The organism is Saccharothrix variisporea (genome assembly GCF_003634995.1).
GTDB classification, from domain to species: domain Bacteria; phylum Actinomycetota; class Actinomycetes; order Mycobacteriales; family Pseudonocardiaceae; genus Actinosynnema; species Actinosynnema variisporeum.
This window is the reverse complement of record NZ_RBXR01000001.1, coordinates 2,137,012-2,157,057: the sequence shown is the minus strand read 5'-3', so window position 1 is coordinate 2,157,057 and position 20,046 is coordinate 2,137,012. Positions and strand designations below refer to the sequence as shown.

The following is a 20,046-nucleotide window of genomic DNA, read 5'->3' as shown; positions in this document are numbered from 1 at the left end:
GATGCCGACCGGCCGGTCCGAGCGGTGCGGAGTGGCCGGCGGATGGTGCCGATCGGCACTTCGGCGTGGCGGCGGAACGGAAGTAGCCTGCGGTCGTGCGTCCGGTCGCGTGGTTGTCGCCCCTGCTCTACGGCGCGGTGCTGCTCGCCGGCGGGTACGCGGGGCTGGCGGGGCTGGGGGAGACCCGGTTCGGCTGGTTCGTCGGCGGGCTGGTGGCGCTGGTCGTGCTGGACCTGGCCGAGCCCCGGTACGCGCGCCCGGTGCCGTTCCTGGTGGTGCGGGCGGCGTTGGTGGTGCTCGTGGCGGCCTCGGACGGGTCGGGCATGGCTCGGGTGTTGTTGTTGCTGCTGCCCTTCGGCGCGTACTTCGCGTTCGGTCGGGTGGTGGCGGTCGTGCTCGGGGTGGGGTGCGTCGGGCTGGTCGTGGTGGCCTTCGGGGTGACCGCGCCGGGCTGGACGCACGACGTGGAGCGCGTGTCGGACCTGCTGATGTTCGCCGTGGGCCTGGTGCTGACGCTCGCGATGGCCGCGGTGGCGGTGGAGGAGCAGCGAGGTCGGGTCAGGCTCGCGGAGTTGTCCGCCGCCGCCGAGCGCAACCGGCTCGCCCGGGACGTCCACGACGGGCTGGGGCACCACCTGACCGCGGTGTCGGTGTTGCTGGAGAAGGCGTCGGCGTTCCGGGAACTCGACCCGTCCGTGGCCGACCAGGCGTTGGACGACGCCCGCGAGTCGGCTCGGCGGGCCTTGGAGGACGTGCGGCGGTCGGTGCGAGCGTTGCGCGAACCGTTCCGGCTGTCGTCGGCGTTGGCGGAACTGGCGCAGGGGCTGAAGGTGGACGTGGAGTGCGCCGGCGACGAGAACGGGTACGACCCGGCCGTGCTGCTGGCGGTGTACCGGGCGGCGCAGGAAGGCATCACCAACGCGCTGCGGCACGCCGACGCCCGCACGGTGTCGGTGCGAGTCCACTGTGGACGTTCCGGGGCGGAGTTGGTCGTGGCCGACGACGGGCGTGGGTTCTCCGCGGCCGAGGAGGGTTTCGGGTTGTCCGGCATGCGGGAACGGGTCGCCGCCGTGGGTGGCGCGGTGGACGTGCGCAGCGCGCCGGGCCAGGGCACCCGGCTGACGGTGCGGGTGCCGCGGTGACCGACGTGCGCGTGCTGGTGGTGGACGACCAGCGGCTGATCCGGGAGAGCATCGCGTCGCTGCTGGACATCCAGGACGGCATCGCGGTCGTCGGCACCGCCGGTGACGGGCGCGAGGCGGTGGACCTCGCGGTGGCGCTGACGCCGGACGTGGTCCTGATGGACGTCCGCATGCCGGTGCTGGACGGCATCGAGGCCTTGGGCGAGCTGCGGACGCGGCTGCCGTCGTGCCGGGTGGTGATGTTGACGACGTTCGACGACGAGGACTACGTGGTACGGGCGCTGCGCGGCGGCGCGAGCGGCTACCTCCTCAAGGACCGGCCCGCGCGCGAGCTGGCGGCGGCGGTGCGGCTCGCACACGACGGCATCGCCCAGTTCGACCCCGCCGCGACGAGCCGGCTCGCGAACGCCGTCCGGCCCCGAGCTGTCGGTGACCATTCGCTTACAGAGCGCGAAATCGAGGTGCTGCGACTGGTCGCGGCGGGCAGCACCAACCGCGAGATCGGCCGCCGCCTGCACCTGGCCGAAGGCACGGTGAAGAACCACATCTCCCGCGTGCTGGGCCGATTGGGCCTGCGCGACCGCACGCAGGCCGCGCTGTACGCCCGCGATCACGGACTCCTTTAGCTGACTTAGGATCTTGCGCTACCGCACGTTCGTCCAACGGTCATGTTCCCTTGGCAGCGTTGTGGTTGAGGACGTTCGGAGGTGCGCGCTGGGCTGAACGGGTGAACGCGCCGCCGGATGGCTAACAAGGCGTAAGAGCACGTCGACAGCAAGGCCACCGACGTGCGCACACAGGGGGTCGCGCTCATGGCCAAGAAGAAGAACGACGCGCTGATGGCGGCGCTGCGGCAGTTCGTGCGCACCAAGGGCGCCGACTACCTGCGGGACGGCAACGTGTCCTCGATCGGCATCGGCTACAAGGTCGAGGACGGCAAGCAGACCGACGAGATCGCCATCCAGTTCACCGTCAAGGAGAAGGCGGAGGAGTCCGCGCTGGAAGCGCTGGGCACCGAACCGCTGCCCAAGTGCATCGTCGTCGACGGCGTGGAAGTGCCCACCGACGTGCTCCAGCGCGACTACAAGGCCAACTTCCAGGTCGTCACGGAAAGGTCGTCGGGCGAGCGGAAGTCCCGTATCGACCCTGTGGTGCCCGGCATCAGCCTCTCGCACCCGTCGGTACCCGCCGGCACGTTGGGCACGATCGTCTACGACCGGGTCGACGGCGCGCCTTACGTGCTGTCGTGCTGGCACGTGCTGCACGGCCCGAACGGCGCGTTGGGGGACGCGATCGTCCAGCCGGGCCCGCACGACGACAACCGCACCGACCTCAACCGCCTCGGTCGTCTCGTCCGCTCGCACCTGGGCGCGGCCGGCGACTGTGCCATCGCCAGCATCGAGGACCGGAGGTTCGGCACGGAGATCGTCGACCTCGGCGTGACCGTCGAGAAGATCGGCGAGCCGGAACTGGGCGACAAGGTCGTCAAGAGCGGCCGGACCACCGGCGTCACGCACGGCATCGTGCGCCGCGTCGACGCCCTGGTCAAGATCAACTACGGCGGCGCGGTCGGCGAGAAGGAGATCGGCTGCTTCGAGATCGGCCCCGACCCCGCCAAACCCGGGCCCGGCGGCGAGATCAGCATGCCCGGCGACTCCGGCGCGGCCTGGATGTTCAAGGCCGCCAACGGCAAGGTCACCCGCACCATGGCAGGCCTGCACTTCGGCGGCGAGACCAACGGCAGCACCGACGAGCACGCGCTCGCGTGCCTGCCGCAGTCGGTGTTCGAGAAGCTCGGCGTCACCGTCAAGCCGCCCAAGAAGCCGGTGGGCCGCCAGAAGGGGTTCGCGCCCGACTTCCTCAGCGTCCCCGTCGGCCTGCCCACGCTCGGCGCGGTGGCCCAGGCGGACGCGGTGCTGCTGGGCGGCAGCGAGGTCGTGGACTACACGCACTTCTCGCTGGCGATGAGCAAGTCGCGCCGGTTCGCGTTCTGGGTGGCGTGGAACATCGACGGCAAGACCCTGAAGACGTTGAACCGCAGCGGGATCCCGTTCATCCTCGACTCCCGCATCCCTCCCGAGTTCCAGGTCGGCGACGACCTCTACAAGGGCAACCGCCTCGACCGCGGCCACATCGCGCGCCGGGCGGACCTGCTGTGGGGTTCGCTGGAGGAAGCGGAACAAGCCAACGTCGACTCGTTCTTCTTCACCAACATCACGCCCCAGATGGACGACTTCAACCAGAGCGCGAAACGCGGCCTGTGGGGTCGGCTGGAGGACGCGGTGCTGGCCGACGTGGACGTGGACGACCTGCGCGTCAGCGTCTACGGCGGTCCCGTGTTCCAGGCCGACGACCGGGTGTTCCGCGGCGTGCGCCTGCCGCGCGAGTACTGGAAGGTCATCGCGTTCGTGGAGCAGGGCGTGCTCAAGGCGAGGGCGTTCATCCTGACCCAGAACCTGAACCAGCTGGAGGCCCTGGAGCTGGACGAGTTCCGCGTCTTCCAGGTCCGCCTGTCCGACATCGAGACCCGCTGCGGCTTCACCTTCCCGCCGTCGCTGCAGGCCGCGGACTCGCTGGCCATGCCGGAGTCCCTGGACGACCGGCAGCCGCTGGACTCGCTGGAATCCATCCAGTGGTGAGGTGGCGGGTTCCCCCGGTTTTCGGGGCCGGGGGAACCCGCTTCTTCAGTCTTGGCCGACCAGCTCGGGGTACTGCTTGATCTCGACGTCGTCGTGCAACCGGAGCGAGCCGCCGTTCGCCTTCATCAGTGCCCGGCCCAGAGGGCTCGGGAGACGGGTGAGCAGCCGACCCGCGTTGCGCAGCAGCCACACGTCCCGGTTCGTGCTCGGGATCAGGCGGCGGGCGGCGGTCAGGGCGAACGCACGGCTGCGCCGCACGTAGTCCCCGATCTCGCGCTCGTACGCGGCAAACGCCTCAGCCAGCCCGCGCTCGTCGCCGCGGTCACTGCGGTGACCGGCCAGCGCCTGTGCCAACTCGTTCGCCAACACGTACGCGCCGACCACCGCGAGGCTGGTACTCCCACCCACCGCCGGCCCCGGGCAGTAGGCAGCGTCGCCGACCAGGGTCACGCGGTCCCGAGACCAGGTGTCCAGGCGCAGTTGCGTGATGGAGTCGAAGTAGAACGCACCGTCCTGCTCGAGCCACGGCCCCACCTCCGGCACATCCGCGAACGCCTCCCGCAGCAACTCCTTCTGCCGCGCGGTGTCCCGGTAGTGGTAGTCCAGCCGTTCACCGCGGAACAGGAACACCGCCCGCGCGTCCGGCAGGTGGTTCGCCGTGTAGACCGCGGCCGTCTTGCCCGGCCGCAGGTAGCACGTCGTGTGGTTGTCCCGACCGAATCGCCGCGGCAACGACTGCACCGCCAGGTACGCACCGACGAAGTGCTCCGGCACCTCGCCGAACACCAGGCGCCGCACGTTCGAGTGCAACCCGTCCGCCCCCACGACCACGTCGAACCGCCGGGGCGCGCCACGCTCGAAGGTCACCTCGCCCTCCGGCGAGATCGACGTGATCGAGTCGCCGAACACGTACTCCACATCGCCCCGGGTGGCGTCGAAGAACACCTCGCTCAGGTCGTCCCGCATGATCTCGACGTGCCGGTCGGACAACGTCCCGAAGAACCGGTGCAGGTCGAGGTCCACCGGACGCGCGCCCGGCGAGTGCACGGTCATCCGGTCGGTCCCGGTCGCGCGCTCGAGGACTCGCGGCAAGACCCCCATCCGCTCGGCGATGTCCATCGCGGGCCGGAAGAGGTCGACCGCGTGCCCCCCGGTCTTCCGCAACGCCGGCGCCCGCTCCACCACCGTCACCTCGACCCCGCGCCGAGCGAGCCAGTACGCCACCACCGGCCCGGCCACGCTCGCACCCGACACCAGGACCCCCACGACCCCACCCCCTGACTGACCGACCGGCAATTCTGACTTAACGGACGGTAAGGAACTTACTTAACGGATGGTAAGTCACCTAGGGTCGCCCGGCAATACTTACCGACCGTTAAGTCGGTAAGCTGCGGCAATGTCCCGAGGGCGGTCCGACACGAGGGAGCGCGCGCAGGCCGTGGCGCGCGAGTTGTTCCTCAAGCAGGGGTTGCAGCGCACGAGCCTCCAGGAGATCGCCGACCGGATCGGCGTCACCAAGCCCGCGCTGTACTACCACTTCGCGTCCCGCGAGGACCTGGTGCGCAGCATCATCGAGCCACTGGTCGCCGATGGCGACGCCTTCGTGCTCGCGGCCGAGCGGGACCAGCCCCACCCGCGCGAGCTGCTGGAGCGGTACTTCGCCCTGAACCACCAGCACCGCGACGTGGTGATGTTGATCGTCCGCGAGCTGACCGCCCTCCAAGACCTCGGGCTGGTGGAGAAGGTGTTCGACTGGCGGCACCGGCTGGCGCGCCTGCTGGTCGGCCCGGACCTGCCGTTCGACGGCGCCGTCCGGGCGACCGTGGCGTTGGGCGGGCTGGCCGACACGGTGGTGGTCTTCCCCGACGCGCCCTTCGACGCCCTGTGCGAAGTGGCTGTGGACGCCGCTATGGCCGCCCTGGGCATGTGACAACGCCGCCCCTGCGCAACGGTGGGTCGGTGCACGCGGGCGGCGTCGTCGGGTGGTGGTGCGGCTTACTTCGTGGACCCGGCCAGCACGCCTTGGACGAAGTAGCGCTGGAAGGCCAGGAACACCGCCAGCGGCACGATCATCGACAGGAACGCGCCCGTCGACAGCAGGTCGATGTTGGTGCCGAACTGCCGCAACTGGGCGCGCAGCGCCACGGTGATCGGCGCGGAGTCCTGGTCGGCGAACACCAGCGCCACCAGCAGGTCGTTCCACACCCACAGGAACTGGAAGATCGTCAGCGACGCGATCGCGGGCTTCGCGATCGGCAGCACCACCCGCTTGAAGATCACCCACTCGCGCGCGCCGTCCATCCGCGCCGCCTCCACGAGGTCCTTCGGGATGCCCACGAAGAAGTTGCGCAGCAGGAAGATCGCGAACGGCAGGCCGAACGCCACGTGGAACAGCACCACGCCGGCGATGGTGCCGAACAGCCCCAGCGACCCGAACAGCTTCGCCACCGGGATCAGCGCCACCTGGATCGGCATGACCAGCAGCCCGACGACCAGCGTGGTCAGCCAGATCCGGCCCGGGAACTCGATCCACGCCAGCCCGTAGGCGGCCAGCGCGGAGATCACGACGACCAGCACGGTCGACGGCACGGCGATGTAGACGGTGTTCAGGAACGACCGCAGCACCGTGGAGTTGCCCACCAGGTCGGCGTAGTTGGCCAGGGTCAGCTCGGAGGGCTTGGTGAAGATCGTCCACCAGCCCGACGCGGTGTTCGCCGACTCCGGCCGCAGCGACGCCACCAGCAGGCCGAACACCGGAACCAGCCAGAAGATCGCCACCAGCGCCAGCAGCACCTGCACCACGCCGCTGCCCAGCCGCGACACCACCCGGGACGCGAGGCCCCGCCGGGGCGCCCCGCTCACCGACACCTCGACCACGGTCACGACTGCTCCCGCCTGAATCGCCTGATGTTGAACAGCATCGCCGGGGCCACCAGCAGGAACAGCACCACGGCCAGCGCACTGCCCACGCCCTGGTCGCCGCCCGCGCCGAACGACACCTGCCACATCTGCAGCGCCAGCACGTTCGCCTCCTCCTGCACGGAGCCGGGCGCGATGACGAACACCAGCTCGAAGATCTTCAACACGTTGATCACCAGCGTCACGAACACGACCAGCAGCACCGGCGACAGCAGCGGCACGGTGACCCGCTTGAACACCTGCCACTCGGTGGCGCCGTCCACCCGCGCCGCCTCCAGCGCGTCGCGCGGGATCGCGGACAGGCCGGCGGCGATGAACGTGATCGCGAAACCGGTCATGATCCAGATCCACGACGAGATGATCACCGGGGTGATCAGCGACGGCCCCAGCCACGTCAGCCCCCGGAACGGCAGCGCGAAGTTCGTCGGCGGCAGCCGCAGGGTGTAGTCGCCCGAGGTCAGGTCCGGGAAGGTGAAGCGGCCGTCGTTGCCGGTCGTGGTCCGGCCGACGACCTGCCCGTCCCGCACGGCCTCCACCACCAGACCGGGCATGCCGCGTTCGCCCTGGTCGAGCTGCCCGGCCTTGCCGCCCACCGACACGTCCAGCCACACCACACCGCGCAGCTCGCGCGCGTCGGAGGACGGTTGCGACGCGGGGGAGGCCTGCTTCGGGACCTGACCCGGCTGGAACCCGACCAGCGGCACGGACACCGCTGTGCCCGGCGTGAACGTCTTGGTGCTGGTGAAACCCTCCTCCACCGGGGTGAAGGGTTGCCCGTCCCGGGGACGCGCGCCGGGGTAGGGCGACGGGTCGACGAACAGGTCGTGCACGCCGACCGTCACGGCGTTGACCACGCCCTGCTTCGGGTCTTCCTCGTAGACCAGCCGGAAGATGATGCCGGAGGCGAACAGCGAGATCGCCATCGGCATGAACAGCACCAGCCGGAACGCGGTGGCCCACTTGATGCGCTCGGTCAGCACGGCGAAGATCAACCCGAGGCCGGTGACCACGGCGGGCGCGACCACCACCCAGATCACGTTGTTCTTGAACGCGGTCAGCGTGCGCGGGTCGGTGAACAGGTTCACGTAGTTCGACACACCCACGAAGCCCGAGCCGGACCGGTCGAAGAAGCTGCGCACCAGCGAGTACACCAGCGGGTAGAGCACCAGCGCGGACAGCACGAGCAGCGCGGGCAGCAGGAACGGCACCGCCTGGCGCGGCGAACGCCCGGGGGTGGGGTCGACGGCGAGCTTGCGGCGACCCCCGCCGGCCCGGGAGCCGGCGGGGGACCGCGGTGCGGTGACGGTCACTTCTGGTACGCCTTCGCGGCCTCGGACTCCAACCGCTGGAGCGTCCCGTCGACGTCGGCGGGGTTGGCCAGGAAGTCCTGCAACGCCTTCCACTCGCCCGCGCCCTTCGTGCCGCCGAACGCCGCCGGCGCCAGGTCGGACATGTCGAACCGGACGTTGTCGCCCGCGTCGACCAGCTGCTTGGCCAGCTCGCGCGTCACGTCGTCGGGGTAGTTGTCCTCGGGGATGTCCTTGTTCGGCGACAGGAAACCGCCCAGCTGCGCCCACACCTTGCCCGCGTCGGGCGAGGCGAGGAACTTCATCAGCTCGTTGGTGGCCTCGTCGTCCTTGAGCTGCACGGCCACGTCACCACCGGCGACCACGGCGTCCTTGCTGCCGCCGATCGACGGGAACTTGAAGAACTTCGCGTCCTCGCCGACCTTCGCCTTGGTGTTGGTGGAGATCACCGACGCCACGAAGTCCGCCTCGAACACCATCGCGGCCTTCGGCGGCTCGCCGAACACGTTGATCACCGACTTGGGGAACTCCGTCTGCAGCGCGCCCGCGCCGCCGCCGTCGACCAGCCGCGGGTCGCCCCACAGCTGCGCCAGGGTCTCCAGCGCCTTGCGCACCGACGGGTCGGTCCACGGGATCTCGTGCTTGGCCAGCTTGTCGTAGTTCTCGGGGCCCGCGGTGCGCAGGTAGACGTTCTCGAACCAGTCGGTCAACGTCCAGCCGTCCGCGCCGCCCACCGACACGGCGGCCTGGCCGGTGTCCACCACCGCGCGGCCGACCTTGAGGAAGTCCTCCCACGTCTTCGGCGCCTCGGCGCCCACCTGCCCGAACGCCTTCTCGCTGTACCAGACGGTGGACTTGTTGGCGGCCTTGAAGTAGACGCCGTACAGCTTGCCCTCGAACGTGCCGAGCTTCTTCCACACCGCCGCGTTGTGCTCGGAGACCAGCTTCTCCACGTCGGCCGACAGCGGCTTGACCGACCCGGCCTTGGCCAGCTGCTCGACCAGGCCCGGCTGGGCCACCAGCGCCACGTTCGGCGGTGTCCCGCCCTGCACCCTGGTCTGCAGCACGGTCGGCAGCTCGTCGCCGGCCGGCGTGTAGCGCACCTCGGCGCCGGTCTTCTCCTTGAACGCGCTCAGCACCTGCTCGAACCGGAGCTGCTCGTCACCGGACCAGGTGCCGACCACCTCGACGGTCTGCCCGCTCAGGGACTTCCCGCCCCCTCCACCGGCGGTCGTGCCACCACTGCACGCGCTCACCGTCGCGATCGCCGCGACCAGTGCGGCGGTCACCTTCAAGCGGCTCATTCGGTCTCTCCTGACGTGTCGGTCCACAGCGACAACCCGGTGGCCGGGTCGAAGAAGTGCAGTCGGGACGTGTCCACCCACGTGGCCACCGGCTGGCCCTCGTAGATGTGCGTCCGGGGCGAGAAGCGGCCCACCAGGACCACACCCCCGCCCTTGGGCAGGTCGGCGGTGCCGTCGTCCTCGGCGAGCGCGCGGGTGTCGTCGGTGACCACGGGCGCGGCGTCGACCGGGAAGTGCACCAGCACGTCCGAGCCCATCGCCTCGACCAGGTCGGCCACCGAGTGCAGGATCGACCCCTCCTGCACGTCGGCCAGGGCCGCGTCCTCCATGTCCTCGGGCCGGATGCCCAGCACCACGTCCCGGCCCGCGTAGTCGGCCAGCACGGGGCGGGCCAGCAGCACGGACTCGGGCAGCAGCAACGCGTCCGACCCGACGGTCACCCAGTAGCGCCCGTCGTCGTCGCGGTCCAGCCGCGCGGTCACCAGGTTCATGCCCGGTGACCCGATGAACCCGGCGACGAACAGGTTCACCGGCCGGTCGTAGAGCTCCTGCGGCGGGCCGACCTGCTGCAGGACGCCCCGCTTCATCACCGCCACCCGGTCGCCCAGCGTCATCGCCTCGGTCTGGTCGTGGGTGACGTAGACCGTGGTGACACCGAGGTCGCGCTGGATGCGCGCGATCTGCGCCCGCATCTGCACGCGCAGTTTCGCGTCCAGGTTGGACAGCGGTTCGTCCATCAGGAACGCCTGCGGGGCGCGCACGATCGCGCGTCCCATCGCGACCCGCTGGCGTTGTCCGCCGGACAGGTTGCGCGGTTTCCGGTCGAGGTGCTCGTGCAATTCCAGCACTTCGGCCACCTCGCGGACCCGCTTGTCGATCTCCTTCTTGGGCAGCTTCCGCAGGGTGAGTCCGAACGCGATGTTGTCGTACACGTTCAGGTGCGGGTAGAGCGCGTAGGACTGGAAGACCATCGCCACGTCCCGGTCCCGCGACGGGACCTCGTTGACGACCTTCTCCCCGATCCGGATCGCTCCCTCGCTCACGCTTTCCAGGCCCGCGATCATCCGCAACGCCGTGGTCTTGCCGCACCCCGAGGGGCCGACCAGCACCAGGAATTCCCCGTCGCGGATTTCCAGGTTCAGGTCGTCGACCGCGCGGGTGCCGTCGACGTACACTTTCCCGAGACCGCTCAGAACGACTTCCGCCACGCCCGCTCCTCGTGTGCGGTCCCGCGGGACCGCACAATTGCAATTCCCACCGCGGTGTGATCCGCGGCACCCTGGATTTCGGTGGAGCAGACAGTAGCCCGGTCTTCCCTAAGGGATCGTTAAGGGCCAGGCACGGTTGCCATAAGTCGCAACAACCCGCTAACGCCCCGGCAACCGGGCACCGGCAGGCCTTACCCTCCCTGCATGTCCAAGGTGCTGCTGGTCGAGGACGACCCGGTGGTCCAGGCGGCGCTGGTCCACGCGCTGACCGACCTCGGGCACGACGTGCGCGCGGTGGGCACGGCGGTGGCCGCGTTGCGCGAGGCGGGCACCCGCGAGCCGGACCTGGTGATCCTGGACCTCGGCCTGCCCGACCTCGACGGTGTCGCCGCCCTGCGCATGCTGCGCGGGGTCAGCGACGTGCCGGTGATCATCGCCACCGCGCGCGGCGCCGAGAGCTCCGTCGTGGGTTCCCTGAACGCCGGCGCCGACGACTACATCGTCAAGCCGTTCTCCGCCGAGCACCTCAACGCCCGGATCAACGCCCTGCTGCGCCGCACCACCGCCGGCGCCCGCCCGGAGAAGCGGGACGTGCTGGCCGTGGGCGACCTGCGGGTGGACCTGGCGCAGCGCCAGGCCTTCCGCGCCGACCAGCCGCTGTCGCTGAGCCGCCGCGAGTTCGACCTCCTCTCCTACCTGGCGGAACGACCGGGTCGGGTCGTGCCGCGCCGTGAGCTGTTCCAAGCGGTGTGGGGGCAGCCGTACCTGGGTGACGACAAGACCATCGACGTCCACGTGTCGTGGCTGCGCAGCAAACTGGGGGAGACCGCCGCGAAACCGCGCTACCTGCACACCGTGCGCGGTGTCGGGTTCAAGCTGGTGGCGCCGGAATGAGGAGCCTCCTCACCCGTGCGCTGCGGTGGTCGGCGACGCTGGTGGGTGTGGTCCTGGTGGTGGGCGCGGGGGCGCTGCTGGTGGCGGCGGACCGCTCACGGGCCGCCGCGGACGACCGGCACGAGGTCACCACGGTCGCGGCCGTGCTCTCGGTGACCACGGACCCGGACGCGGTGCGCAGCGCGCTGGCCCGGACGGCGGCCGGCGCGCAGGGCCGGTTGGCCGTGCACCTGCCCGACGGCACCACGATCGGCGCGGGCCGCGGTTCGGTGTCTTCGACGGGCGAGGGCTTGACGCCGGTGTCCACTGTGGATGGTCGGCGGGCGGTCGTGGAGGTCTCCTCGCCCGCCCCCGTGGTCACCGCGGGATTGGTCGCGCGCCTGGCTGCGCTGGTGCTGCTGGCCTGTGCCGCGGTGGTGGCTGCGGTCGCGTTGGGGCGGCGGGTGCTCGCCCCGGCGATGCGAGCCCTGCGCACCATGGCCGACACCGCCGAGGAGATCGCCCACGGCGACCGCAGGGTCCGCATCCGAGCCGACGGCCCGCCCGAGCTGACCGCACTGGCCACCGCGATCAACGCCGCCGCCGACCGCACCGAACGCCTGCTGGCCAAGGAGAGGGAGATGATCGCCGACGTCTCCCACCGGCTGCGCACCCCGCTCACCGCACTGCGACTGGACGCCGACGCCATCGGCGCGGGCCCCGTGGCCGACCGCATCCGCAGCGCCGTGACCGCGCTGGAGCACGACGTGGACCGGATCATCGAGTCGCTGCACCCCGTCGCGACATCCACCGAGCCCGGCAGCTGTGACGTGGCCGAGGTAGTCGGGGCGCGCATGGGCTTCTGGTCCGCGCACGCGGAGGACCAGGGGCGGCCGTGCGAGGTCGACCTGCCGGTCGAGCCCACGCCCGTGCTGCTGTCGGCGGACGCCCTGGGCGCGGTGGTGGACGCCCTGCTGGAGAACGTCTTCCACCACACCCCGCCCCGCACGGCCGTGACCGTGGCCGTGGTCAAGCACGCCGGGTGGGTGACCCTCGTGGTCGAGGACGGCGGACCGGGCATCGCCGACCCCGAACGCGCACTGCACCGGGGCGCCTCGGGCGGCGGGTCGACCGGGCTGGGCCTGGACATCGCCCGCGCGGCGGCCGAGGCGACCGGCGGCACGATCCACGTCGAGCGGGGAAGGCTCGGCGGGGCCCGCATCCGGCTGCGGTTCGGCGAGGCGCACAGCCACCACGCCCCGGCCAGCCCCCGCGCGTGGCGACTGTGGCGGGGGCGGGCCTGAGCGCGTGCGCGGCGGGGGGGCTTGAGCGCGTGCGCGGCGAGGGCGGCGGGGGCGGCGGGGGCGGGTCTGAGGGCGTGCGGCGGTGCCAACCGGCGCCCGGGGTGGTGCGGGGCAGGCCGGCGGGGCTGGTGCGGGGACGGGTGTGCGGGGCGGGGCGGGAACGGCGGTTCATGGCGGATCACCTCTCGGTAGTCGGTGGGGTGCGCCCGACGTTGGTTTCGAGCGCACGTCAACGATACCTCCGAACCGCCGAAACCTGCCGTCGCTTGATCGGGTGATCTTGCTCAGGGCCCCCGAGGGCCGCCGGGAAGCGCTACTCGACGGTGACGCTCTTGGCGAGGTTGCGCGGTCGGTCGATGTCGCGGCCCAGGGCGCGGGCCAGGTGGTAGGCGAACAGCTGGAGCGGCACGGACAGCGTGATCGGGGTCAGGGCGTCGTGCGCCTTGGGGATGCGGATCACGTCGGTGGCCAGGCCCGGCGGCAGGTCGGCGTCGGTCACCGCGATCACCGGACCGCCGCGCGCCTTGATCTCCTCGATCGTGGAGATGTTCTTGCTCAGCAGCTCGTCGTCCGGGACGACCACCACCGACGGCATCTCGGGGTTGATCAGCGCCAGCGGACCGTGCTTGAGCTCGGCGGACTGGTAGGCCTCGGCGTGCAGGTAGGAGATCTCCTTGAGCTTTTGCGCGCCCTCCCGCGCGACCGGCCAGCCCCGCACCCGGCCGAGGAAGAACATGTGCTGGGCGTGCGCGTACTTGCGGGCGATCTCGGCGATCTCCGGTTCCGCGCCGAGGATCTTGGCGATCGTGGCGGGCAGCTCGGCCAGGCCGGTGACCACGCGGCGGCCCTCGGTGATCGACAGGTCGCGGACCCGGCCCAGGTCCAGGGCGAGCATCGCCAGCGCCACCGACATCGTGGTGAACGACTTCGTCGCCGCGACCGACACCTCCGGCCCGGCGTGCAGGAAGATCCCGCTGCCGCACTCGCGGGCGATGGTGCTGCCGACCGCGTTGACGACGCCGATCACGTGCCCGCCCTTGCGCTTGAGCTCCTGCACGGCGGCGAGCGTGTCCAGGGTTTCACCGGATTGGCTGATGGCCACGTAGAGCGTGTCCGGGTCCACCACGGGGTTGCGGTAGCGGAACTCCGAGGCGGGTTCCGCGTCGGCGGGGATGCGCGCCAGCTCCTCGATCAGGCCCGCGCCGACCTGCCCCGCGTAGTAGGCCGACCCGCAGCCCAGCAGCTTGACCCGGCGGATGCGCTGGTAGTCCTGCGGGCTGAGGTTCACCCCGCCGAGGCGGGCGGACTGGAACCGGTGGTCCAGGCGGCCGCGCAGGCAGCGGTCCACGGCTTCGGGCTGCTCGGCCATCTCCTTGTACATGAAGTCCGGGTGCTCGCCCAGCTCGTACTCCGAGGTGGCCACGTCGATCGACGTCGGCGACTTGGTGGTGGAGCGGGCGTCCATGGTGCTGGTGCGGTAGCCCTCGGCGGTGACCGTGGCCAGCTCGTCGTCGTCCAGGTAGATGACCTGCTGGGTGAACCTGACCAGCGCGGACACGTCCGAGGCGACCAGCATCTCGTGCTCGCCCACGCCCAGCACGACCGGGCTGCCGCGCCGGGCCGCGACCAGTTCGCCCGGTCGGTCCGCGTCCATGACGATCACGCCGTAGGTGCCCTCGACCTGGCTCAACGCCTCCCGCACGGCGTCTTCCAGGGTGGTCTTGCCGCTGCGGGCGACCAGGTGGGCCAGGACCTCGCTGTCGGTGTCCGAGGCGAGCGTGACGCCCTGCGCGGTGAGCTGGGCGCGCAGCCGGTCGGAGTTCTCGAAGACGCCGTTGTGCACGATGGCGATGCGGCCGGACGTGTGCGGGTGGGCGTTGCGGTCGCTGGGCTCGCCGTGGGTGGCCCAGCGGGTGTGGGCGATGCCGGTGGTGCCGGCCATGTCCGCGGGGACGACCCGGCGCAGGTCGGCGACCCGGCCGGCGGTCTTCGCGACCTGGAGCTCCTCGCCCGCCACGGCCACGCCCGCCGAGTCGTAGCCCCGGTACTCCAGGCGGTGCAGGCCCTCCAGCAGGAGGGGCACCGCGTCCCGGGAGCCGACGTACCCGACGATTCCGCACATGACGTTCTCCTCTTGAGCCGTAGACGGTCTATCCGTAGACGATCCGGCGCAGCTGGCGCTCGGTGAACTTCGGCGCGGCCACCGGTCGGGTGTCCAGCTCCCGGCGGAGCCGGTCCCAGATGGCGGCGTTCTTCAGTCCCTGCGCTTGCAGCTCCGCGTGGCGTCGTCGCACGTACTCGGTGGCGGTCTCGACGAAGTAGCCCATGACGTCGGAGACGAGCCGGTGCGCCAGGCCCGGCGGTATCCCGGTCGTCCGCACGACGTGCCGCAGCAGGTCCTCCGGCACTTCGTCGTCCACGGCGTCCAGCATGGTCACCAGCCAACCACCCGGCCAAACGGCGTGCCCGGTTTCGGGCAGGCGCGCGAGTCGCGGGGTCGGGGAGGCGGGCCTATGGTCCGCTTGGGAGGTCGCCGTGGTCGAACGGGTCGAGGGCGGGCGGGTCGAGGGCGGGCGGGTCGAGGTCGGGCGGCGGGCGCGCAACGCCATCGTCGCCGTGATCATGCTGGGGATGCTGCTGGCGGCGCTGGACCAGACGATCGTGGCCACCGCGCTGCCCACGATCGTCAGCGACCTCGGGGGCGCGGGACACCTGTCGTGGGTGGTCACCGCCTACCTGCTGGCCGAGACGATCATGACCGCGCTGATCGGCAAGTTCGGGGACCTGTTCGGCCGCAAGCCCGCGTTCCTGGCCAGCGTCGCCCTGTTCATGGTCGGGTCGTTCCTGTGCGGCTGGTCGGACTCGATGACGTGGCTGATCGTGTCGCGGGCGATCCAGGGGCTGGGCGCGGGCGGGTTGCTGGTGACGTCGTCGGCCGTCATCGCCGACGTCGTGCCGCTGTCCGAGCGCGGCAAGTACCAGGGCCTGATCGGGGCGCTGTTCGGGGTGTCCACTGTGGTGGGACCGCTGCTGGGCGGGTTGTTCGTGGACCACTTGAGCTGGCGGTGGGCGTTCTACGTCAACCTGCCGCTGGGTGTGCTGGTGCTGGTGGTGGGCGCGCTGACGTTGCCGAAGGCGCGCACCGGCGGGAAGCCCCGGATCGACTACCTGGGCATCCTGCTGATCGCGCTGGCCGCGACCGGGTTGACGCTGGTCACCAGTTGGGGTGGTGTCGAGTACGAGTGGTTGTCGCCGACGATCCTGTGGATGGCCGCCGGGTCGCTCGTGGCGCTGGCGCTGTTCGTGTGGGCCGAGCGGCGGGCCGCGGAGCCGATGCTGCCGATGCGGTTGTTCCGCAACCGGGTGTTCACGGTGTGCAGCGTGCTGAGTTTCGTGGTCGGGTTCGCGATGCTCGGCGGGGTGACGTTCCTGCCGACGTACCTCCAGTACGTGCACGGGGCGTCGGCCACGCAGTCCGGGTTGGAGATGCTGCCGCTGGTGATCGGCATCCTGATCGCGTCCATCACCACCGGCAACGTGATCGGCAAGACCGGCCGATATCGGGTGTTTCCCATAGTGGGCAGCATTTTGATGGTGTGCGGGATGCTCTTGTTGTCCCTCTTGGACACTGATACGGCGTTCTGGCAGGCTTCGACGTACATGCTGGTGTTGGGGTTGGGCGTGGGCATGTGCATGCCGGTGCCCGTGGTGGTCGTGCAGAGCACCAGCAATTACGAAGACCTCGGGGTCGCGACCTCGGGCGTGACGTTCCTGAGGACCCTGGGCAGCTCGTTCGGCGTGGCGGTGTTCGGCACCATCTATGCGAGCCGTTTGCCCGAACACCTCGCCGCCGCCATCCCACCGGGCGTGGACCCGCGCGCGGCGAGCAACGTGCAGGCCTTGCACGCCTTGCCCGACGCGGTGAAGGCCCCGATCACGGCTGCTTATGCGGACACCCTGCAAGGGGTGTTCCTGGCCGCCGCGCCGGTGGCGGCGGTGGCGTTCCTGGTGGCGCTTTTCCTGCGCGAGGTACCTCTGCGCGACACCGCCCGGGTGGCCGCGTCCGGCAACAACGGCGTGGGGGAGAGCTTCGCCGTGCCGCAGTCCACGGGGTCGAGCCAGGAGTTGGAGAAGCTGGTCGCGCTCATCGTCAGCAAGGAGGACCGCGATCCCACACCGCAGGTCCTGGCCCGGGGCGGCCTGCCGTTGAGCCACGCCCAGGCCTGGCTGCTGGTGAAGGTGTTCCGGCAGAGCGTCCACGAAGGGGACGCCTCCCTGGAGCGGCTGGCGCGGGACACCAAGGTCCCGGCGGGGATCTTCGAGCCCACCGCCCGGCAGTTGATGACCAAGGGGTTGGTGACCGAGGACGACGGCCGCTACCGGCTCAGCGCCGAGGGCACGGAGGCGTTCACCCGGCTGGTGGGGGCGTGGCGGTCGTGGCTGCACGACAAGCTGGTGGACTGGCGGTGCGACGATCCGGAGTTCACCGAGGCGGTGGACCGGGTGGCCACGGACCTGATCACCACGGGTCGCGCGTTGAGCGAACGGGAGCCGGCCGGGGTCTAGCGCGACCGCATCAGGCAGGATGGGCACAGCACAAAGGGGGAACGACGTGATCATCCGGCTTGCCACCGCCGAGGACGTGCCCGCCATCGTCGCGCTGCTCGCCGACGACGAGCTGGGCGCCCAGCGGGAGACCCCGCACGACCTGGAGCCCTACCGCACCGCCTTCGCCGTCCTGGACGCCAGTCCGCACGACGAGCTGGTCGTGGCCGAAGTGGACGGTGAGGTCGTGGGCACCTTGCAGTTCCGCGTCCTGCCCGGGTTGGCGCAGCGCGGCATGGTGCGCGGCCAGGTCGAAGCCGTGCGGGTGGCCAGTCGCCTGCGTGGGCAGGGGCTGGGTGAGCAGTTGATGAAGTGGGTCGTCGAGCGCGCCCGCGACAAGGGCTGCTCGGTCGTGCAGCTCACCTCCGACCGGAAGCGCGAGGCGGCCCACCGGTTCTACGCGCGCCTCGGCTTCCAGGCCACGCACGAGGGTTTCAAGCTGCGGCTGTAGCGGGTGGCCCGCCGGCGTGGGGCACCGGCGGGCCACCCGCGGCTAGCTCCGGCGGCGCGACCCCAACAGCAGCAGCACCGCGCACACCAGCACCAGGTTCTTCAGCACGAACTCGCCGGTCGCGGTCAGCAGCAACGGGTTGCCGTCCGACCACGCCAGTGCCGGCGCCTGCACGAACACCAGGAACGTGCCCAGCAGGTGCGCCGCGGTCACCACCAGCGTGGCGCGGCGCGGTTTGCCGACCAGCAGCGCGACGCCCAGCACGACCTCCACCGCCCCGAGGGCCGGCAGCAGGAAGCCGCGCGGCACCCAGGGCAGGGTGGCGCTCACGAGGTCGGCCACCGGCGACTGCCCGGCCACCTTGAGCAGGCCGAACCAGACGAACAGCAACCCGATCGACCCCCGCAACGCGGTCGGCGCGACCTGTCTCAGCACGCCCTCGAACCGGTCCCACCGCCGGGGCGGGACCGTTTCGAGCGAGAAGTCCTTGGTCGCGGACATCTCAGTCACCCAGCGGGTTGAGCAGGTCCGCCTTGCCCTCGAAGGCGAACAGCAGCAGGTCGGTCATCCGGAACGTGTTCGAGTCCGGCCCGAACACCGGCCGCCACGACGGCTCCCGCACGATCGAGGTCCGCGACCCCTCCATCGCCCGGTGGAAGACCTCCGCCACGATCCGGCCGCCGACCGGCCCCAGCCGACCGTTGCCGAACTCCGCCTCGCGCAGGATGTAGAACCACAGCGGCGTGTTCGCCACCACCGCGGCCTTCTGCTCCTCGGTCAGCGAGTCCAGCGTGACGCCACCGTTGCCGACGAGGATCTGCTCGGGCGTCAGCGGCTCGACGCCGAACAGCTCGGCGATCTGCTGACCGGTCGCGAGCTTGACCATCAAGGCCCGCGTGAGGTTGCGGAACGCCAGGTTGCGGTGGATCGGCGGGAACTGCGTGCCCCGCCCGTCGAACGTGCCCGCCGGCAGCTGCGTCAGCGGGTTCACCAGCTGCGTGTCGATCTTCTTGGTGACGTTGCCGCCGTTGGGCGGCGCCGCCAGGTCCGGTCGGCCGGCCTCGGTGAAGTCGTACAGCCTGCGGAAGTCCGCGATCCAGTTGGTGGGCAGGGTGTCCACCCCGGCGACGGTCGGGTCGTCGAGGTCGGTGCCCGGCTGGAAGTTGCCGCTGGTGCCGGTGAAGGTGAACAGCAGCCCCACCGTCGCGATCCCGCCCTGGCCGCCGTTGCTGTTGAACACCCGGTTCCACTGGTAGGCGGCCCGGATCATGCTGTGCCCGAGCCGGTAGGCCGCCACCGAGAACTCCAGCGGCATGGTGGGCGGCTGCATCGCACCGGTGTACCCGCGGCCGGGTGCCTCGAAGAAGCGGCGGCCGTGGGTGAACACGTCGTCCACGATCGCCGGGTCGACGATCCGCGGCAGGTGGTCGGTGCGCAGCATCCACTGGTAGTGCCGCACGACCTGGGCGCGGGCCAGGCGGAACAGCCGCTGCCCGCTCAGGCCGGTCAGCGCCAGCTCGTCCACGACCCGGTTGTGGAACCGGATGAACGCCAGGTGCGTCTGGGCGATCACCAGGTTCTCGTCGTTGCGCTGGTCCGGGATCAGCGGCCGGCGCCGCTCCGCCCCGGTGGCCCCGACGCCCGCGCGGGGCAGGTCGAAGCCCTCCAGCTCCACGTTGACCCGCTCGTCGGGGAACGTGGTCGCGGAGGTCTTGCCGACCTTGAGCTTGACCTTGTCGTCGGCGTAGAACACGCGGTCGGCGGGGTCGAGGGGACCCCGGCCGTACACCGAGTCCAGGTCCAGCGCGGGCGAGCGGCCCTGGACCAGGTCGTCCAGGTTGACGTCCCCGCCCAGCTGGGACTCGGTGCGGTCCATGGTCAGGTCGTGGTCGACGAACTGGCCCAGGTAGGTGAACCCGGCCGGGATGGTCGGGTTCTCCGAGTCGGGCTGCGGGACGTCGGCGGTCATCGCGGTCGCCAGAGCGGTACGCGTGGCCTCGTCCAGCTGGACCCCCTCCGGTCCCAGTCGCGAGAACCGGAACCGGCGCAGCTCCTCGACCGTGAGGGGCCGCCGGACGGTGGGCTCCCCAGCTCCACCGAACTCCAGCACGCCCTCGCCGACCACGAAGAAGCTGTCACTCCCGTGATGTTTCATGTACTTGTCTCCCCCGTTCACCCGGGATCACCGGGCTCCGGCACCGCACCCCCTGCGCGATGCCTTCATAGAGACAAGTGTCGACCGCCGTTCGGTGGATACACAGATTTCCTCGATGTGAACGATGGTCGCATTCGGT

At 70.8% G+C, this 20,046-nt stretch carries 17 protein-coding genes; 8 read left to right on the top strand and 9 right to left on the bottom strand.

Features of this window, described 5'->3' with window-relative positions; all coding sequences use genetic code 11:
- Positions 1-95: 95 nt before the first annotated feature.
- From DFJ66_RS09315 to DFJ66_RS09305, 3 genes are all read left to right on the top strand, one after another.
- Positions 96-1,142 (top strand): sensor histidine kinase, encoded by a 1,047-nt coding sequence (locus DFJ66_RS09315; RefSeq protein WP_121219864.1) that lies wholly within the window; start codon positions 96-98, stop codon positions 1,140-1,142.
- The gene (locus DFJ66_RS09310; protein WP_121219861.1) at positions 1,139-1,768 is read left to right on the top strand and encodes a response regulator; all 630 of its coding nucleotides are present in this window, start codon (positions 1,139-1,141) and stop codon (positions 1,766-1,768) included. Before DFJ66_RS09315 ends, DFJ66_RS09310 begins: the two co-directional genes overlap by 4 nt.
- Before the next feature lie 162 nt (positions 1,769-1,930).
- Complete coding sequence (locus DFJ66_RS09305) at positions 1,931-3,781, top strand: DNA/RNA non-specific endonuclease (protein ID WP_246029655.1); 1,851 nt, start codon at positions 1,931-1,933, stop codon at positions 3,779-3,781.
- A gap of 45 nt (positions 3,782-3,826) precedes the next feature.
- Here the strand turns inward: DFJ66_RS09305 and DFJ66_RS09300 are convergent, their stop codons facing one another.
- Positions 3,827-5,047, bottom strand: coding sequence for an FAD-dependent monooxygenase (locus DFJ66_RS09300; protein WP_121219857.1), 1,221 nt, complete (start codon positions 5,045-5,047; stop codon positions 3,827-3,829).
- Positions 5,048-5,177: 130 nt separating this feature from the next.
- Between DFJ66_RS09300 and DFJ66_RS09295 the strand changes: the two genes are divergently transcribed.
- Entirely contained in the window at positions 5,178-5,711 is a 534-nt protein-coding gene (locus DFJ66_RS09295) for a TetR/AcrR family transcriptional regulator (RefSeq protein ID WP_121219855.1), read from the top strand.
- Positions 5,712-5,776: 65 nt separating this feature from the next.
- Here DFJ66_RS09295 and DFJ66_RS09290 read toward each other — a convergent pair whose 3' ends face one another.
- Genes DFJ66_RS09290 through DFJ66_RS09275 form a run of 4 tightly spaced genes read right to left on the bottom strand, consistent with a single transcriptional unit; the run spans position 5,777 to position 10,519 of the window.
- Positions 5,777-6,664, bottom strand: coding sequence for a carbohydrate ABC transporter permease (locus DFJ66_RS09290; protein ID WP_246029654.1), 888 nt, complete (start codon positions 6,662-6,664; stop codon positions 5,777-5,779).
- Positions 6,661-8,010: an ABC transporter permease gene (locus DFJ66_RS09285; protein WP_121219853.1), complete on the bottom strand. Its 1,350-nt coding sequence runs from the start codon at positions 8,008-8,010 to the stop codon at positions 6,661-6,663. Before DFJ66_RS09285 ends, DFJ66_RS09290 begins: the two co-directional genes overlap by 4 nt.
- Positions 8,007-9,311, bottom strand: a complete 1,305-nt coding sequence (locus tag DFJ66_RS09280; RefSeq protein WP_121219851.1) for an ABC transporter substrate-binding protein — start codon at positions 9,309-9,311, stop codon at positions 8,007-8,009. Before DFJ66_RS09280 ends, DFJ66_RS09285 begins: the two co-directional genes overlap by 4 nt.
- Positions 9,308-10,519, bottom strand: coding sequence for an ABC transporter ATP-binding protein (locus DFJ66_RS09275; protein WP_121219849.1), 1,212 nt, complete (start codon positions 10,517-10,519; stop codon positions 9,308-9,310). The genes DFJ66_RS09280 and DFJ66_RS09275 overlap by 4 nt, the downstream gene beginning before the upstream one ends.
- Positions 10,520-10,723: 204 nt before the next feature.
- On the opposite strand from DFJ66_RS09275, the gene DFJ66_RS09270 reads away from it, so the two are divergent.
- Both DFJ66_RS09270 and DFJ66_RS09265 read left to right on the top strand, forming a co-directional pair.
- Positions 10,724-11,413, top strand: coding sequence for a response regulator transcription factor (locus DFJ66_RS09270; RefSeq protein ID WP_121219847.1), 690 nt, complete (start codon positions 10,724-10,726; stop codon positions 11,411-11,413).
- Positions 11,410-12,696: a sensor histidine kinase gene (locus DFJ66_RS09265; protein ID WP_121219845.1), complete on the top strand. Its 1,287-nt coding sequence runs from the start codon at positions 11,410-11,412 to the stop codon at positions 12,694-12,696. Before DFJ66_RS09270 ends, DFJ66_RS09265 begins: the two co-directional genes overlap by 4 nt.
- A 313-nt stretch (positions 12,697-13,009) precedes the next feature.
- Here DFJ66_RS09265 and glmS read toward each other — a convergent pair whose 3' ends face one another.
- Together glmS and DFJ66_RS09255 are read right to left on the bottom strand one after the other, a co-directional pair.
- The gene (gene glmS, locus DFJ66_RS09260) at positions 13,010-14,818 is read right to left on the bottom strand and encodes a glutamine--fructose-6-phosphate transaminase (isomerizing) (RefSeq protein WP_121219843.1); all 1,809 of its coding nucleotides are present in this window, start codon (positions 14,816-14,818) and stop codon (positions 13,010-13,012) included.
- Positions 14,819-14,846: 28 nt separating this feature from the next.
- Positions 14,847-15,128 carry a hypothetical protein gene (locus tag DFJ66_RS09255; RefSeq protein WP_121230909.1) on the bottom strand — a complete coding sequence of 94 codons (282 nt, stop codon included), beginning with the start codon at positions 15,126-15,128 and terminating at the stop codon, positions 14,847-14,849.
- 103 nt (positions 15,129-15,231) lie between these two features.
- Here DFJ66_RS09255 and DFJ66_RS09250 point away from each other — a divergent pair, with 103 nt between their 5' ends.
- Both DFJ66_RS09250 and DFJ66_RS09245 read left to right on the top strand, forming a co-directional pair.
- Positions 15,232-17,262 carry an MDR family MFS transporter gene (locus DFJ66_RS09250; RefSeq protein WP_246029653.1) on the top strand — a complete coding sequence of 677 codons (2,031 nt, stop codon included), beginning with the start codon at positions 15,232-15,234 and terminating at the stop codon, positions 17,260-17,262.
- Positions 17,263-17,308: 46 nt separating this feature from the next.
- Entirely contained in the window at positions 17,309-17,752 is a 444-nt protein-coding gene (locus DFJ66_RS09245) for a GNAT family N-acetyltransferase (RefSeq protein ID WP_246029652.1), read from the top strand.
- Between the two features lie 42 nt (positions 17,753-17,794).
- On the opposite strand, the gene DFJ66_RS09240 is transcribed toward DFJ66_RS09245, so the two are convergent.
- Positions 17,795-18,253, bottom strand: coding sequence for a DoxX family protein (locus tag DFJ66_RS09240; RefSeq protein ID WP_121219840.1), 459 nt, complete (start codon positions 18,251-18,253; stop codon positions 17,795-17,797).
- 1 nt (position 18,254) lies between these two features.
- Complete coding sequence (locus tag DFJ66_RS09235; RefSeq protein WP_121219838.1) at positions 18,255-19,907, bottom strand: peroxidase family protein; 1,653 nt, start codon at positions 19,905-19,907, stop codon at positions 18,255-18,257.
- Between the last annotated feature and the right edge of the window lie 139 nt (positions 19,908-20,046).

Bases quoted from the DNA above. Each gene is read 5' to 3' on its own strand.
- DFJ66_RS09295 (WP_121219855.1), top strand. From the start codon at position 5,178: ATGTCCCGAGGGCGGTCCGACACGAGGGAGCGCGCGCAGGCCGTGGCG.
- DFJ66_RS09280 (WP_121219851.1), bottom strand. From the start codon at position 9,311: ATGAGCCGCTTGAAGGTGACCGCCGCACTGGTCGCGGCGATCGCGACG.
- DFJ66_RS09270 (WP_121219847.1), top strand. From the start codon at position 10,724: ATGTCCAAGGTGCTGCTGGTCGAGGACGACCCGGTGGTCCAGGCGGCG.
- DFJ66_RS09265 (WP_121219845.1), top strand. From the start codon at position 11,410: ATGAGGAGCCTCCTCACCCGTGCGCTGCGGTGGTCGGCGACGCTGGTG.
- glmS (WP_121219843.1), bottom strand. From the start codon at position 14,818: ATGTGCGGAATCGTCGGGTACGTCGGCTCCCGGGACGCGGTGCCCCTC.
- DFJ66_RS09255 (WP_121230909.1), bottom strand. From the start codon at position 15,128: ATGCTGGACGCCGTGGACGACGAAGTGCCGGAGGACCTGCTGCGGCAC.
- DFJ66_RS09240 (WP_121219840.1), bottom strand. From the start codon at position 18,253: ATGTCCGCGACCAAGGACTTCTCGCTCGAAACGGTCCCGCCCCGGCGG.
- DFJ66_RS09235 (WP_121219838.1), bottom strand. From the start codon at position 19,907: ATGAAACATCACGGGAGTGACAGCTTCTTCGTGGTCGGCGAGGGCGTG.